The organism is Vibrio mediterranei (assembly GCF_013364395.1).
In the GTDB taxonomy this organism is placed as follows: Bacteria; Pseudomonadota; Gammaproteobacteria; order Enterobacterales; family Vibrionaceae; genus Vibrio; species Vibrio mediterranei.
In genome coordinates, this window is sequence record NZ_JABXGK010000001.1 from 625,397 (window position 1) to 641,363 (window position 15,967).

Annotated in this window: 16 protein-coding genes; 2 read left to right on the forward strand and 14 right to left on the reverse strand. The window is 43.8% G+C overall.

The window, feature by feature from the left end:
• Positions 1–84 precede the first annotated feature (84 nt).
• A complete protein-coding gene (gene glyA / locus HOP38_RS03065) occupies positions 85–1,335 on the forward strand; it encodes a serine hydroxymethyltransferase (RefSeq protein WP_124940694.1) in 1,251 nt (416 codons plus the stop codon).
• Between the two features lie 80 nt (positions 1,336–1,415).
• Here the strand turns inward: glyA and HOP38_RS03070 are convergent, their stop codons facing one another.
• From HOP38_RS03070 to leuS, 13 genes are all read right to left on the reverse strand, one after another.
• On the reverse strand, positions 1,416–1,745 hold the full coding sequence (locus tag HOP38_RS03070; protein ID WP_031493179.1) for a hypothetical protein: 330 nt from the start codon (positions 1,743–1,745) through the stop codon (positions 1,416–1,418).
• A 152-nt stretch (positions 1,746–1,897) separates the two neighbouring features.
• Entirely contained in the window at positions 1,898–2,863 is a 966-nt protein-coding gene (lipA, locus tag HOP38_RS03075; protein WP_038225414.1) for a lipoyl synthase, read from the reverse strand.
• A 4-nt stretch (positions 2,864–2,867) separates the two neighbouring features.
• Entirely contained in the window at positions 2,868–3,509 is a 642-nt protein-coding gene (gene lipB / locus HOP38_RS03080) for a lipoyl(octanoyl) transferase LipB (protein WP_198557401.1), read from the reverse strand.
• A 175-nt stretch (positions 3,510–3,684) separates the two neighbouring features.
• Positions 3,685–3,963 (reverse strand): DUF493 family protein YbeD, encoded by a 279-nt coding sequence (gene ybeD, locus HOP38_RS03085; RefSeq protein ID WP_031493181.1) that lies wholly within the window; start codon positions 3,961–3,963, stop codon positions 3,685–3,687.
• A gap of 142 nt (positions 3,964–4,105) precedes the next feature.
• Positions 4,106–5,284, reverse strand: a complete 1,179-nt coding sequence (locus HOP38_RS03090; RefSeq protein ID WP_031493182.1) for a serine hydrolase — start codon at positions 5,282–5,284, stop codon at positions 4,106–4,108.
• 100 nt (positions 5,285–5,384) lie between these two features.
• The gene (locus tag HOP38_RS03095) at positions 5,385–6,185 is read right to left on the reverse strand and encodes a septal ring lytic transglycosylase RlpA family protein (protein ID WP_038225413.1); all 801 of its coding nucleotides are present in this window, start codon (positions 6,183–6,185) and stop codon (positions 5,385–5,387) included.
• Positions 6,185–7,306 (reverse strand): rod shape-determining protein RodA, encoded by a 1,122-nt coding sequence (gene rodA / locus HOP38_RS03100; RefSeq protein ID WP_124940695.1) that lies wholly within the window; start codon positions 7,304–7,306, stop codon positions 6,185–6,187. Before rodA ends, HOP38_RS03095 begins: the two co-directional genes overlap by 1 nt.
• Positions 7,303–9,186, reverse strand: coding sequence for a penicillin-binding protein 2 (mrdA, locus tag HOP38_RS03105; protein WP_006075609.1), 1,884 nt, complete (start codon positions 9,184–9,186; stop codon positions 7,303–7,305). The genes rodA and mrdA overlap by 4 nt, the downstream gene beginning before the upstream one ends.
• Positions 9,187–9,197: 11 nt before the next feature.
• On the reverse strand, positions 9,198–9,668 hold the full coding sequence (gene rlmH, locus HOP38_RS03110) for a 23S rRNA (pseudouridine(1915)-N(3))-methyltransferase RlmH (RefSeq protein WP_198557402.1): 471 nt from the start codon (positions 9,666–9,668) through the stop codon (positions 9,198–9,200).
• 4 nt (positions 9,669–9,672) lie between these two features.
• Positions 9,673–9,990 carry a ribosome silencing factor gene (gene rsfS, locus HOP38_RS03115; protein ID WP_006075611.1) on the reverse strand — a complete coding sequence of 106 codons (318 nt, stop codon included), beginning with the start codon at positions 9,988–9,990 and terminating at the stop codon, positions 9,673–9,675.
• Between the two features lie 69 nt (positions 9,991–10,059).
• Positions 10,060–11,079 carry a DNA polymerase III subunit delta gene (gene holA / locus HOP38_RS03120; protein ID WP_198557403.1) on the reverse strand — a complete coding sequence of 340 codons (1,020 nt, stop codon included), beginning with the start codon at positions 11,077–11,079 and terminating at the stop codon, positions 10,060–10,062.
• A gap of 19 nt (positions 11,080–11,098) precedes the next feature.
• Positions 11,099–11,665, reverse strand: coding sequence for an LPS-assembly lipoprotein LptE (locus HOP38_RS03125; protein WP_198557404.1), 567 nt, complete (start codon positions 11,663–11,665; stop codon positions 11,099–11,101).
• 135 nt (positions 11,666–11,800) lie between these two features.
• Positions 11,801–14,374, reverse strand: a complete 2,574-nt coding sequence (gene leuS, locus HOP38_RS03130) for a leucine--tRNA ligase (protein ID WP_198557405.1) — start codon at positions 14,372–14,374, stop codon at positions 11,801–11,803.
• Between the two features lie 183 nt (positions 14,375–14,557).
• Here leuS and HOP38_RS03135 point away from each other — a divergent pair, with 183 nt between their 5' ends.
• On the forward strand, positions 14,558–15,028 hold the full coding sequence (locus HOP38_RS03135; protein WP_198557406.1) for a zinc ribbon-containing protein: 471 nt from the start codon (positions 14,558–14,560) through the stop codon (positions 15,026–15,028).
• A 71-nt stretch (positions 15,029–15,099) separates the two neighbouring features.
• On the opposite strand, the gene cysZ is transcribed toward HOP38_RS03135, so the two are convergent.
• Entirely contained in the window at positions 15,100–15,837 is a 738-nt protein-coding gene (cysZ, locus tag HOP38_RS03140; RefSeq protein WP_031495762.1) for a sulfate transporter CysZ, read from the reverse strand.
• Between the last annotated feature and the right edge of the window lie 130 nt (positions 15,838–15,967).

The following is a 15,967-nucleotide window of genomic DNA, read 5'->3' on the forward strand; positions in this document are numbered from 1 at the left end:
CAAATGTGGTGACGAAAACGTTTGCTTTTGGTCATTGTGTGGTTTTTTTGAAACTTTCAGAACAATCTGAGTCAGGAGATACAGATGCTTAAGCGTGATATGAACATCGCTGATTACGATGCGGAGCTATTTGCAGCTATTCAAGAAGAAACCCTTCGTCAAGAAGAGCACATCGAGCTTATCGCTTCGGAAAACTACACCAGCCCTCGCGTAATGGAAGCGCAAGGCTCTCAGCTAACAAACAAATATGCTGAAGGTTATCCGGGCAAGCGCTACTACGGTGGTTGTGAATACGTCGATAAAGCGGAAGCACTAGCGATTGACCGTGCGTGTGAGCTATTTGGTTGTGAGTATGCGAACGTTCAGCCTCACTCTGGCTCTCAAGCGAATAGTGCCGTGTACATGGCTCTACTTAACCCGGGCGATACAGTATTAGGTATGAGCTTGGCTCATGGCGGTCACCTCACTCACGGTTCTCCAGTTAACTTCTCTGGTAAGCACTACAACGTAATTCCTTACGGTATCGATGAAGCTGGTCAAATCAACTATGACGAGATGGAACAGCTAGCACTTGAGCACAAGCCAAAAATGATCATTGGTGGTTTCTCTGCATATAGCCAGATCGTAGATTGGGCTCGTATGCGTGAAATTGCGGATAAAGTTGATGCGTATCTGTTTGTTGATATGGCGCACGTTGCAGGTCTTATTGCAGCTGGTGTTTATCCAACGCCTGTTCCTCATGCACACGTTGTGACGACCACAACACACAAAACATTAGCGGGTCCTCGCGGTGGTCTAATCCTGTCTAATGCAGGCGAAGACATGTACAAGAAGCTTAACTCAGCTGTTTTCCCTGGTGGTCAAGGTGGTCCTTTGATGCATGTTATCGCTGGTAAAGCAGTAGCATTCAAAGAAGCAATGGAGCCTGAGTTTAAAGAGTACCAAGCTCGCGTAGTTAAGAACGCAAAAGCGATGGTTGCCCAGTTCCAAGAGCGCGGCTACAAGATTGTGTCTAACGGCACTGAGAACCACCTGTTCCTTGTTGACCTAATCGACAAAGATATTACAGGTAAAGAAGCGGATGCAGCCCTAGGTGCAGCGAACATTACTGTAAACAAAAACTCAGTACCAAATGACCCTCGTAGCCCGTTCGTAACGTCTGGTATCCGTGTTGGTTCTCCAGCGATTACTCGCCGTGGTTTTACTGAAGCAGATGCGACTGAACTTGCCAACTGGATGTGTGATGTTTTAGACAACATCAATGATGAAACAGTGATTGAAGCAACAAAAGCTAAAGTACTCGAGATCTGTAAGCGTCTACCTGTTTACGCTTAATAGATTTATCTAAGAAATAATAAAAGCGAGCTATGAGCTCGCTTTTTTGATCTTGTATTCGTTTGAAAAGTAAACGCTAGCTATTTATTGATATTCAGTAAAGTTCCAGATTTACACTTGAACGAGTAGTACTTGCGACTTTCACTAAATTGACCCAAGCCTTCACCATTACAGTAATCGATATTAATGTCACGCATGATATCCAGCGTTTTCTCGCTGTTCAGTGCGAATTTAGCGCCGTCTTTACAAACGATACGAACTCGACCATCGTCGCTCACCGAGTACAGATTTACCTCGGTATTACACAGTTCAAATGACGCCTCTAAGTAGTTGTCTTGTTGAGTATTCTGCGCACAACCACCAATAACAGTAGCGGCTAAAATAGGCAGACCAACTTTAAGTAACTTCATGCTACATCCTTGATTGAATAATATTTTTCTTTAAGCCTACCTAAATATAGCGAAAATGCGAGTATGAGATTGTCATCTTGGCGATTTTTCTTAAAAAAAACACGGATGGCTCCGAGAGCGAATCCGTGTTTAACAAAAAACCACAAATGGAATTACTTAATTTCTACGCCTTGAGCCTGTAAGTCCGCATGATAAGAAGAACGAACGAATGGACCACATGCCGCGTGAGTAAAGCCAAGTTCCAGTGCAATATCCTTTAGCTCATCGAACTCAGAAGGTGGAACGTAGCGTTCTACAGGTAAATGGTGACGGCTTGGCGCAAGGTACTGGCCTAACGTTAACATGGTAACGCCGTGCTCACGAAGGTCTTTCAACACTTCCACGATCTCTTCTTTTGTTTCTCCCAAGCCCATCATTAAGCCCGACTTTGTTGGTACGTCAGGGTGCATCTCTTTAAACTTCTTAAGCAGTTGTAGCGACCACTTGTAGTTTGCACCTGGACGAGCTTTACGATAGAGACGAGGAGCGGTCTCTAGGTTGTGGTTGAAAACATCTGGTGGGTTGTCTTTCATTGCCTCAAGCGCAACATCCATACGGCCACGGAAATCTGGAACTAAGGTTTCAATACGGATTTCCGGGTTAAGTGCACGGATTTCACGATTACAGTCAGCAAAGTGTGTTGCACCACCATCACGAAGATCATCGCGGTCTACAGAAGTCACCACGACATACTTCAGCTTCATGTCTTTGATTGTTTGCGCCAGCTTTTTAGGTTCACCAGCTTCTGGAGCGTTGGGGCGACCATGGGCAACATCGCAGAATGGGCAACGACGAGTACAGATTGCGCCAAGAATCATAAATGTTGCAGTACCGTGGTTGAAGCATTCAGCTAAGTTGGGGCAGGATGCTTCTTCACAAACAGAGTGCAGGTTATTTTTACGCATTGCAGATTTAATATCTTGAATACGTTGGCTGTCTGCCGGGAGTTTGATCTTCATCCACTCAGGCTTACGAAGGATCTCTTTTTGCTCGGTAGGCATATTCTTAACTGGAATCAATGCCATTTTGTCAGCGTCACGGTACTTAACGCCTTTTTCCATTTGGATAGGTTTGCTCATCGTCTTATGCTTCTTCGCTGAATTCTACTTGCTCGTAATCAAGTATTGTTATGAGTGCTTTGATTAATTGGTCTTCTACGACGGACACTTGCTGTGGACCGCCCAACTGGCTGACCTGAACCATTTCCATTCCGGCATAGCCGCAAGGATTAATTCTTAAAAAGGGAGTGAGATCCATATTGACGTTCAATGCTAGTCCATGGAAAGAGCATCCTTTTCTGATGCGTAAGCCCAATGAACATACTTTTTTATTGTCAACATAGACGCCAGGTGCGTCGGGTCTCGCAGCCGATTCGATATTGTATTCTTTTAGCGTTTGAATAACGAGGTCTTCGATATGAGTAACCAGTTCACGAACGCCCAGTTTTTTACGACGGAGGTTGATTAGGAAATAGGCCACTAACTGGCCTGGACCATGATAGGTGACTTGACCACCTCGGTCACTTTGAACAACGGGAATATCACCAGTGTTAAGTAGATGCTCGGCTTTGCCTGCTTGACCTTGCGTAAACACAGGGTTGTGTTCAACTAACCAGACTTCGTCGCGCGTTTGTTCTGTGCGATTATCAGTAAACTCATGCATCGCTTTCCAGACAGGCTCGTAGTCCTTTCTACCAAGCTTTCTTACAACTAGTTGATTTTCCACCAATCACTCCGCTGCTACTTAATAAAGTATTCGCATTATAAACATGTCTGTGGTTTTGAACTACCAATAAATAACGAATTCTTAACGACTGAATCACTATTAAGTGCTAGGTTTTTGAAATATAAAAAGAAAGCAGCCTAAGCTGCTTTCAAAAAAAATTTAAATTTTCAAATTTTTATAGAACCATGCGAACAATATCGATTTCACCAAGTTCTTTGTATAAGGTCTCTACCTGCTCGATAGACGTTGCAGTGATGTTGATCGATACTGCATGGTAGTTGCCTTTTGCACTTGGTTTGATAGTTGGGCTGTAGTCCCCTGGCGCGTGGCGCTGGATTACTTCCACTACCTTTTCAGGAAGTTCTGGCTTAGCGTAACCCATCACTTTGAATGTAAAAGAGCAAGGGAACTCTAGTAGGTCTTTGAGTTTTGCATCAGAGTTGATGGTCAACATATTAGGGACTCCAAAAATACCAATTCGTTATAACGATGCGAATAGTAATGCCTTATGTGGATGATCTCAAGCCAACAAAAAGTAAAGCCGCATTATGCGGCTTTACGGAAACTTGATTACTTTTAGCTCTAGAGTTTGATTATTAGAACAAGCTCTTGAAAAGTAATACGATGTAATCCCATAGACGACTGAATAGGCTACCTTCTTGAACATCTTCAAGTGCAAGTAGTGGGTATTCAGCAACATCTTCGCCGTCTAGTTGATAGTATAGCTTACCAACGACATCGCCTTTAGATATTGGTGCTTCAAGCTGTTTTTCAAGTACGAAACTTGCTTTTAGGTTTTTCGCTTGGCCGCGTGGAAGTGTGACGAAGGTATCTTGGTCAACACCTAGTGCTACAGCGTCTTTGTCACCCATCCAGACTTTTTCTTCTACGAAGGTTTCGTCGGCTTTATGTGGATTCACTGTTTCGAAGAAACGGAAGCCATAGCTCAACAGCTTTTTACTTTCAGATTTACGTGCATTGGCGCTCTTAGTGCCCATAACTACCGCAACTAAACGCATCTTACCTTCAGTTGCTGAGCTCACTAAGTTATAACCAGCTTGGCTTGTGTGGCCAGTTTTAATGCCATCAACGTTCATGCTCTTATCCCACAATAAGCCATTACGGTTATATTGGGTAATGCCGTTGTAGGTGAATTTTTTCTCTGAGTAAATACGGTACTCATCTGGAACGTCGCGGATCAGTGCACGACCAAGTAGCGCTAAATCGTAAGGCGTAGAATATAGGTTCGGGTTATCCAAGCCGTGTACGTTGGCGAAGTGTGAATTGTTCATGCCAATAGACTTTGCCCACGCATTCATTAGATCGACAAACGCGTCTTCTGAACCTGCGATATGCTCAGCCATTGCTACACATGCATCATTACCTGATTGAATAATGATGCCTTTGTTAAGCTCTTCAACGGTTACCTTTGTGCCAACTTCGATAAACATCTTCGATGAATCAGGGAAGTTCTTTGCCCAAGCGTTTTTACTGATGGTAACTTCATCTTCTGGAGTGATGTTGCCACGCTTCAGTTCTTGGCCGATAACGTAGCTGGTCATCATTTTTGTCAAGCTAGCCGGGTGAAGTTGAGTGTTCATCTCTTTTTCAGCTAGGACTTTACCTGAGTTGTAGTCCATCAAAACGAAGCCTTTCGCTGCGATTTGAGGTGCATCCGGCATAACAACAGGCGCCGCAGAAGCAGAAGTTGCTGCTAAAGTTGCGGTAAGAGCAATGGAAGTTAGAAGTTTCATAGAAGGTTTATTCTTATTCATTTGAATACAATTTTTGTTTGTTGTCCGTATATTAACAGAACGGTCTGGGCAAACTAGATAGCTTACACTAAGTAACAACCGTTATTTATGTCAATGATGTTTACATTTTTTTGACGAAAGCTGAGGAGTAGCCAATCTTTTTCACTTGTTCGAGAACATCTTGAGTCTGCTTGTAGTCTTTGAAAGGACCAAGCATTAGACGGTAGTTGCTATTTACAGGTGCTAGAAATGTGTCCACTGATAGCTTTTGACCGAGTTCTTTCGATAAAGTTTCGACGCGATCCTTATGTGGAGATGCGGCAACTTGAATGGTGTACTCTGGGTGTTTGTCTACTTTATGTTGGCTAGTGGAGCGTTCGACAATGATTACCTCAATCTCAACATTGGCGGTACCTGTCTTAATGACATCGAGTTTCTTTGCCGCCGCATAGCTCAAATCAATGATTCGCCCTTCGTGAAAAGGACCTCGATCATTGACGCGAACGATGGTTTCTTTGCCATTGTCTAAATTGGTGACCTTAACATAGCTTGGTAGAGGCAAGGTTTTATGGGCAGCCGACATAGAATACATGTCATACACTTCACCATTCGACGTCAGATGACCATGAAATTTTTTCCCATACCACGAAGCCTGTCCGCGCTCTTTAAATCCGGTTGGATCTTTAATCACCTTGTAGCTGTTTCCTCGCAAGGTGTAGTTCTTGTTGCCGCCTAAGCTATAAGGTTCATATTTAGGTTGAGCTCCTTCAATATGGTCAACAGAGATAGGACTTGAAGGTGCAACATCATCGCTTAACTCATAGCGACTGTCAGACGACGAACAACCAGCAAGAGCGACCAATCCCACAGTAAAGCAAAGCAATGTTTGGTAGTGACGGTGGCGGATAGAAAATCGATTCATTACGTTGCCTTTGAAAATGCCTTTCTGTGCGTATGGATAGACATTAAGATGCCGAAACCAGCCATTAACGTCACCATGGAGGTGCCGCCATAACTGACAAGAGGTAGAGGTACGCCTACTACAGGTAATATACCGCTTACCATACCAATATTTACGAAAACGTAAACAAAAAAGCTAAGTACAATGCTGCCTGCCATCATTCTACCGAATGCGGTTTGTGCTGAACTGGCTAAATATAAACCACGGCCAATAATAAATAGATAGAGGGAAAGCAATAATAAAATGCCTATCATGCCCCATTCTTCGGCGATAACTGCAAAAATAAAGTCAGTATGTCGTTCTGGAATAAATTCAAGTTGTGATTGAGTGCCTTGCATCCAGCCTTTGCCAGTAATCCCACCAGAACCAATGGCTATCTTACTTTGGATAATATGATAGCCCGCACCGAGTGGATCTGATTCTGGATCGAACAAGGTTCTGACACGGACTTTTTGGTACTCACGCATCAAAAAGAACCATAACACAGGGATAAAGGCCCCAAGTGCTACAACCGCACTAATAATGATTTTCCAACTGATACCTGCAAGGAAGATTACGAAAATACCAGAAGCGGCAATTAGTATGGATGTACCTAAGTCGGGTTGTTTAGCAATCAAAATAGTTGGTACAAATACCATCACCAAAGACATCACTAAAGTTTGGAAGGTGATGGGAAGTGAACGCTTACCTATGTATCGAGCGACCATTAAAGGCACGGCAAGTTTCAGTAGTTCTGAAGGTTGAAAGCGAACAAAACCTAAATTGAGCCACCTCTGCGCTCCCTTAGATGCTTCACCAAAAAACAATACTCCGAGTAGCAATAGTACCCCAACAAAGAACATGATTGGAGCGAGTGACTCGTAGGTTCTCGGGGAGAATTGTGCGAGTACAATCATAACAACGAGGGCGAGAACCATACGCATGGCTTGCCTGTCCATCATGGCCAAGCTCTGCCCACTTGCACTGTACATAACAACTAGACCAAAGGCCATTAAAGCGAGAATACCTAATAGCAGTGGCAAATCGATATGGAAGCGTTCGAATAGAACTCTATTTTGTCCTGTTGATGGATCAAATCTCATTCTTCTTCACTCTTTTCGTCTCGAAGGGCCAAATCAAACAGCTGACGTGCTACAGGTGCGCCATTAGAAGAACCACCTCCGGCGTTTTCTAGTACAACTGTCACAACTACCTTTGGATCTTTGAAAGGTGCAAAACCCGTGAATAATGCGTGGTCTTTTAGGTGCTCCTCCAGTTCCTCAGCGTTGTACTCCTGGTCTTGAGCCAAGCTAAACACCTGCGCTGTACCGGACTTACCACCCGACTGATAAGGCATGTTCTTAAAGGCGCGGCGAGCAGTACCTTTGACACCATGGTTAACCAACCGCATACCTTCGAGTGCGATGTCCCAGTAGCTCTCTTTCACTCCAGTAATCGGCGGGCGAGAGTCAACTTCAGCCATTGTTTGGTGTTCAAAACTATCACCATTATCGATAGTGGCACGTAATAGGTGTGGAGATAAAACTTCTCCATGATTAACCAGTACGGAGGTAGCTTTGGCTATTTGCATTGGCGTTGCAGTCCAATAACCTTGTCCAATGCCTACAGGAATCGTATCACCTTGATACCATGGCGTGCGATGACGAGCCATTTTCCATTCTCGTGTCGGCATATTCGCTTTACTTTCTTCATAGATATCAATGCCGGTATAGTCACCAAAACCAAACATCATCATCCACTTAGATAGTCTATCAATGCCCATATCATAGGCGATTTGATAGAAGAAAGTATCCACGGATTCTTCAATGGCTTTAAGGATATTGACTTTACCGTGTCCCCAACGTAACCAATCACGGAAGGGACGCGTTTTCGAGTTTGGAATTCGCCAATACCCAGGGTCATTACGCGTTGTTTGAGGCGTAATGACGCCTTCTTGGAGTGCCCCAACCGCAATAAAAGGTTTTACCGTTGATGCTGGTGGATAAATACCAAGCGTTGCACGGTTCACCAGTGGACGGTTTTTATCTTCCAAAAGGGCTTTATAAGCTTTACTTGAAATACCATTTACAAAGGCGTTAGGGTCATAACTAGGGCTAGACACCATTGCGAGTACGCCATTGTCATTTGGATCTAGGACAATCGCAGAGCCGCGTCTTCCTGCTAACAGTTTATGAACTTTAAGTTGTAGTTTGATATCGAGGTTTAGCACGATATCTTTGCCCGGAATTGGCGGAACAAACTTTAAGGTACGCAGTACTCGACCACGACTGTTTACTTCAACTTCTTGATAACCTGCGGTGCCGTGTAGAATTTCTTCGTAGTAACGTTCGATGCCTAACTTACCAATGTCACGAGTAGCTTGGTAATTCGCGTCTCTTTCTTCTCTGACGAGACGACGCATATCACGATCGTTTATTCGTGATACGTAGCCAATAACATGCGTCAGTACATCGCCAAATGGGTAATAACGCTTCAGGTTTGCCGCTATTTCTACGCCAGGAAACTTATGTTGATTAACGGAGAAAACAGCAACTTGTTCTTCGGTTAATTGAGTAAGAAGAGGGATAGATTTGAATCGGCGAGTACGTTTTCGGTCTCGTTCAAATGCTTCAATACGTTCTTCGGGGATATCTAAAAATTTACGCAGCCCAGCAATAGTCTCATCCATGTTTTTCACCTTTTCTGGGGTGATTTCTAGGTTGAAGACTGGACGGTTCTCTGCCAATAGGATGCCATTTCTGTCATAGATAAGGCCGCGATTTGGCGCGATTGGTACGACTTTAATGCGGTTATCATTAGAGCGAGTCTTGTAGTCTTGATACTGATTAACCTGAATATTATAAAGGTTTGCAACAAGTACTAGCATCATGGCAATGATAAATACGAATGCAACGACAGCACGGCTTTTGAACAGCCGTGCTTCTGCCTGATGGTCCCGTATCTGGCTACGTTTACGTCTCATAACTTGTTGGCTTACTCTCTATGGTAAGGATGGTTTGCAGTAATTGACCAAGCGCGATAGAGGCTTTCCGCCATGACAATTCTCACCAGAGGGTGGGGTAGCGTTAGCGCTGAAAGTGACCAGGTTTGATCGGCAGCGGCTTTACAAGCTGGTGCTAGACCTTCTGGGCCACCAATCAAAATAGAGACGTCGCGCCCATCTAGCTTCCAGCTCTCGAGTTGCTCAGCCAGTTGAGGGGTATCCCATTTCTTACCTGGAATATCTAATGTCACAATACGGTTTCCTTTAGGAACCGCTGCTAACATCGCTTCGCCCTCTTTTTGTAAGATACGTGCTATATCAGCATTTTTGCCTCGCTTCCCCGCGACAATTTCCACCAGTTCAAGTGGCATATCATGAGGGAAGCGACGCTTGTATTCTTGAAAGCCTTCTTCGACCCACTTCGGCATTTTAGTACCGACTGCGATGAGTTGGAGTTTCAATGTATTAGCTCCAAAGCTTTTCTAATTGGTAAAGATCACGGTGCTGTTCCTGCATGACATGCAGCATGGTTGACCCCATATCGAGAACTACCCATTCACCTTCTTGTTCACCGTCAACGCCGAGAGGTTCCATACCCGCTTTCTTCACTTCAGAAGCAACATGATCGGCAATTGAAATTACATGTCTTTTTGACGTACCCGTACAGACAATCATAAAATCAGTCACGCTAGACTTCCCTTCAACATCAATCGTTACGATGTCTTGTGCTTTCATATCGTCGGCTTTGTCGGCTAGAAATAGTTTCAATTCTTCGCGTTGCAAAAGTTTTTCCTCGTTGTTCTTAATTAAGTTGAGCCTCAGGCTCAATTGACCCGCAATTATACCACGAAATTATGGATGTAAAGACAGGCTGCTGTCAGTAGCACTCAGGTTGAGCGTTAGCTGGTGTAGAAAGGGCCACGGGCTCAACTCGTACTGGGTCTTTACTTGGACCTCGATTGAAGCGAGTAGTTGCATGGCTTGTTTAAGTCGTATTGCGGTAAGGCGCTGCAGAGCAGCGCTATAGAGTGGTTTTTTATTTTGCCACACTCTGAAGCTATCAAAGACTTGGTTAAGCGAAGATTGAGTCAACATCTGTTGCATTTTGATGAGCTGTTGTAGCTCTTTTTGAATCGAACGCAACAAAATAACGGCTTCTACTCCTTCTGCTTCAAGTTGTAAGAGAATTCGATTCGCTCGCTTTGGTTTACCCTCTAAGATCGCATCTATCCAGTGGAACACTGTAAAATGGTTATGGCGGCTCAGCGACTCTTGAACACGGAGCAGATTGAGTTGGCCATCAGGATAGAGCAATGACAGCTTCTCTAAGCTTTGAGAAAGAGCAAACAGGTTTCCCTCATGCCACTGACATAGGAGCTGTATCGCTTCACCGTCAGGCTTAAGTCCTGAGGCATTGCATCGCCTCATTACCCATTGAGGGAGGTGTTTGACATCAGGGGCGGCGCAGCTCACCAAGCAGCCATTTAGAGCCTTGAACCATTTTGCTGATTCTTGAGCTCGCGTCAGCTTGGTTCCAGTGATGATAACAACAATGTCTTCATGCAAGTGTGACGATATTTCTAACAGCTGTTTGGCGATAGCTGCGTTAATACCTGACTCAGGGATGGATAACTCTATAATTTGCTTAGATGAAAACAAGCTAAGGGCTTGTGTGCAGTCATAGACATCATTCCAGTCCAATGAACTGTCCACGGAGAACCTATGATGTTCTTCAAATCCTAACTGTCGAGCATGACGAATGATCAAGTCTCGACTTTCTTGTACAAATAATGGTTCATTACCAAAAACAAGGTAGCAGCCATGCCACTGACGATTCAGTGTTTCTGCAAGGCGGTCAGCAAATACTCTCACGTCGTTCTACTCTGCGTCACTAGGGTTGAGGAGACGAGGTAGCGTCTGACTCTACGGTTTCTTGTTGTGCTTCGTACTGTTCAATATCGGTTTTAAGACGTGCCATTTGGCGCATCATTTGTTGAGCTGAAAAGTTTCTCATCTCGTCTTCAATTAAAGAGCGCTCTTCTGACTTTGCCAGAGCTGAAAGTGGGTTATCGAGATAGCTACGTGTGATTTGCGCAGAGAAATCTTTAGAGCCAAGCTCAGGAACCGTAACACGATAATTCACGATATAGGTCAGTTCTTTTTCTGCCGCTCTTGTATTTTGATACAAAGACAGTGTGCGGTCGCTGATAGACTCTCCGGTAATATGGAGGTTAGGGATGTTAGGCTGTGGGTCGACGATTTCTATTTTACTCAATCTTAGTTGTTCTTTAACCAGTCGGGTGATTTTTCCATATGGGTCAAAGCTGGTGACTGAGATTTCTTTGATATCTTCGGGAACGTTGTACTCTCCACGCAAGTGAAAGCCACAAGCGGTCAACAAAGTAGATAAGAAAAGGACTAAGCTGACTCTTGCAGTGTTATTTTTTAGTAGGCGCATAGTGCTCGCAGACTCTGTTAAAAAGGCTTATGTAAGTTTCATTAGGCAGTGAACTTAAATAAGACTTTTATGTGTGGCTGATAAAAGAGCCGCGAAGTATTCTTCGCGACTCTTAGTATCATAAAGACAACTAAATTAATTAGCTACAATATTCAGTAGTTTACCCGGTACGTAAATCACTTTACGGATGGTTTTACCATCAGTGAACTTCGTCACGTTCTCGTCGTTAAGACCAAGTTCTTCTACTTGTTCTTTAGTTGCATCCGCAGCAACGGTCAGCTTAGCGCGTAGCTTGCCGTTAACTTGAACAACGATAAGTTTCTCGTCTTCAACGAGGGCTTTTTCATCAAATGTTGGCCAAACAGCATTGTCGATGTCTGCATTACCCAGTGCCGTCCACATTTCGAAACAGATATGTGGAGTGATAGGGTAAAGCATGGCAACGACTGCTTGTAGTGCTTCATCAAGAATCGCACGGTCTTGTGCTGAGTCTTGAGGTGCCTTAGCAAGTTTGTTCATTAGCTCCATGATGGCTGCAATCGCTGTATTGAATGTTTGGCGACGGTCAACATCATCGGTTACTTTTGCAATGGTCTTATGAACATCACGGCGCAGTGCTTTTTGGTCTGAAGATAGAGCCGAAACGTCAACGCTTTCTGCTGTACCTTTTTCTGTATGTTCTTTTACCAACTTCCAAACACGTTTAAGGAAGCGGTTTGCACCTTCCACACCAGATTCTTGCCACTCTAATGTCATATCCGCAGGTGAGGCGAACATCATGAATAGACGTACAGTGTCAGCACCGTATTTGTCTACCATTTCTTGTGGGTCAATACCGTTATTCTTTGACTTAGACATTTTGATCATGCCCGAGTGTTCTACGTCACGACCTTGGTTATCTGTTGCAGAGGAAATGCGACCTTTACCGTCACGCTCAACTTTTACGTCTGTTGGAGCGATCCATTCTTTGGTGCCTTTTTCGTTGGTGTGGTAGAAAGCATCAGCAAGCACCATACCTTGACATAGGAGTTTCTTAAATGGTTCGTCGGAAGTCACATAGCCCGCATCACGAAGCAACTTATGGAAGAAGCGAGAGTACAGTAAGTGCATACATGCGTGCTCGATACCACCGATATATTGGTCTACAGGTAGCCAATAGTTCGCTTTTTCTGGATCTAAAATATCATCAGCTTGCGGAGAACAGTAACGTGCATAATACCAAGAAGACTCCATGAAGGTATCGAAGGTGTCTGTTTCACGTAGTGCTGGCTCACCGTTGAAGGTCGTTTTTGCCCACTCTTTATCAGCTTTGATTGGGCTAGTTACGCCATCCATAACAACATCTTCCGGAAGGATTACAGGAAGTTGCTCTGCTGGAACCGGGTGAACTTCACCATCTTCAGTCGTTACCATTGGAATTGGAGCACCCCAATAGCGTTGACGAGAAACACCCCAGTCACGTAGACGGAAGTTTACGGTCTTGTGACCTTTGCCTTCTGCTTCTAACTTAGCAGAGATAGCATCGAACGCGGCCTGGAACTCAAGTCCATCGAACTCGCCAGAGTTAAATAGTATGCCTTTCTCAGTGTAAGCCGCTTCTGAAATATCAAGCTCGCTGCCGTCAACCGGTTTGATTACAGGAAGAATATCTAGGTTGTATTTAGTAGCAAACTCAAAGTCACGTTGGTCATGACCAGGAACCGCCATAACTGCACCTGTTCCGTAATCCATCAAGACAAAGTTAGCAACGAATACTGGCACTTCACGACCATTCAATGGATGAATAGCAGTAAGGCCAGTTGCCATACCTTTTTTCTCCATTGTTGCTAGTTCAGCTTCTGCAACCTTGTTGTTCTTACACTCATCGATAAATGCAGCTAACTCAGGGTTGTTTTCAGCCGCAGCAGCAGCAAGAGGGTGGCCTGCAGCGATACCTACGTATGTAACACCCATAAGAGTATCTGGACGCGTCGTATATACTTCAAGGTCTTGATGACCTTGTACTTCAAACTTCAGTTCAACACCTTCAGAGCGACCAATCCAGTTGCGCTGCATGGTTTTAACCATTTCAGGCCAACCTTCTAAGTTGTCTAAATCATCAAGAAGCTCTTGGGCGTATTCTGTGATTTTAATAAACCACTGTGGGATTTCTTTTTGTTCAACTGGAGTATCACAACGCCAGCAACAGCCATCTTCAACCTGTTCGTTTGCTAGAACAGTTAAGTCATTTGGACACCAGTTAACAGAAGAGGTTTTTTTGTATACTAAGCCTTTTTCATAAAGCTTAGTGAAGAACTCTTGCTCCCAACGGTAGTACTCTGGTGTGCACGTAGCAAACTCACGGTTCCAGTCGTAGCCAAAACCAAGCAACTTAAGTTGGTTTTTCATGTACTCAATATTCTCATAAGTCCATGGTGCTGGCGCTGTGTTGTTTTTTACTGCTGCGTTTTCAGCAGGTAGGCCAAACGCGTCCCAACCAATTGGTTGCATTACGTTTTTTCCTTGTAGGCGTTGGAAACGAGATACCACATCACCGATGGTGTAGTTACGCACGTGACCCATGTGCAGTCGTCCACTTGGATAAGGGAACATAGACAGACAGTAGAATTTTTCTTTATTTGGGTCTTCACTTACAACAAAGGTCTTATTGTTGTCCCAGTGCTGTTGAACGTTACGTTCAATATCTTGCGGGTTATATTGTTCTTGCATCGATGATTTCCGGTTATCTTGGAATTTGTGAGTTCTGTTACCACAGAAACTATTAGATCGTCATAGAATACCTAAAGGAAGCCCGGTCAACAATAGTCAATATACCCTTCGTGGGAGAAGAGGTGATGCACGTTAACGGTAATCACATAGTGTTCTGCTACTTTGGTGAAAATAGGGGGATGTATGCCTAAGCGTAAAGCCAGTTATGAAGAAATGATTGAAGATGTGGTTGACAACCTAAAACACAGTCCTGAAGAGTTACAGCACGTGCTTGAAAAGTCAGGACAAGTGGTTGAGGCCGCCAACGATATGACTAAGGACGAAATGGCGTTAATTTCTGCGTATGTGAAGTCTGATCTAAAGGAATTTGCCGAAAACTACGAAGAGAGTAAAAGCGGGCCCTTCTATCTCATGATTGCTAATTCAATTTGGCAAGGTCTGCTGGATATCACAGATAGAACAAAAGTCGAGTGGGTTGAGCTGTTCCAAGATCTTGAGCATCAGGGCGTTTATTCCTCAGGAGAAATGATAGGATTAGGTATTTTGGTGTGTGAACAGTGTGGGCATAAGACAGAATACAATCACCCAACTACCATTTCTGATTGTCCAAAATGTAGTCATAGTACATTTAGTCGACAGCCCCTAAAACCATAGAAGCTAGCTGTTCTAGAGACTGTATGGCTTGCCTACAGTCTCTTTGGATACTGCTAGATAGTGAGAAACACTTACTTATATTGCTGTTTGAATTCTTGTACCCACATCGCTGTTGCGCCACATACTGATACTGGAACGATAAACAGGTTAAGTATTGGGATTGTTGTAAATACCGAGACAAGCATACCGAAGCTGTAGGCTTTTCCTTGTTTTTGCTTCATAGACATTCGCATGTCGTTAAATGGTACCTTGTGGTTATCAAATGGATAATCACAGTATTGAATTGCCAACATCCAAGCGGTAAAAATGAACCAAAGAAAAGGTCCTATCGTCTGACCCAGCGCAGGGATAAGTAGCAGTAAGAATAAGCCGATAGCTTTAGGCAAGGTATACAATAGCTTGCGCCATTCCCGAGCCATAATTCTTGGAACGTCTTTGACAACGCTCATGATCCCGTCTTCTGAAACTTTTTGACCGGTTAGCATTTCTTCCACTTTCTCTGCTAAAAGGCCATTGAATGGAGCGGCGATAAAGTTAGCTAATGTGCTAAAGAAGTAAGAAAAGGTCGCCAATATAGTGATGGCGAGTAGCGGCCAAAGCACATAACTCAGCCAAGAGAGAAATTCAGGCAAATAGCCCAGCCAGCCTTCAATCCACGCGTTTAGGTTGGAGAAAAGGTAGTACATTGCTGAACCAACTAACAAAATATTGGCAAGTAATGGTAGCAGTACATAACGACGGATACCCGGTGTAAAGGCGATTTGAAAACCTTGATGAAAGTAACCGAATCCGGTTTTGGCTTTGTTCAAAATATGTTTCCTTTTACCTTTTGCTACTGTTGTTTCTTAGTGACTATATCAAAAAAGACTTAAGGAAATCACAAACTTCTTATACTAAGGTGTTCTAATAGTCTATAGAGTTTTGGTAAAGTAGAGTGAG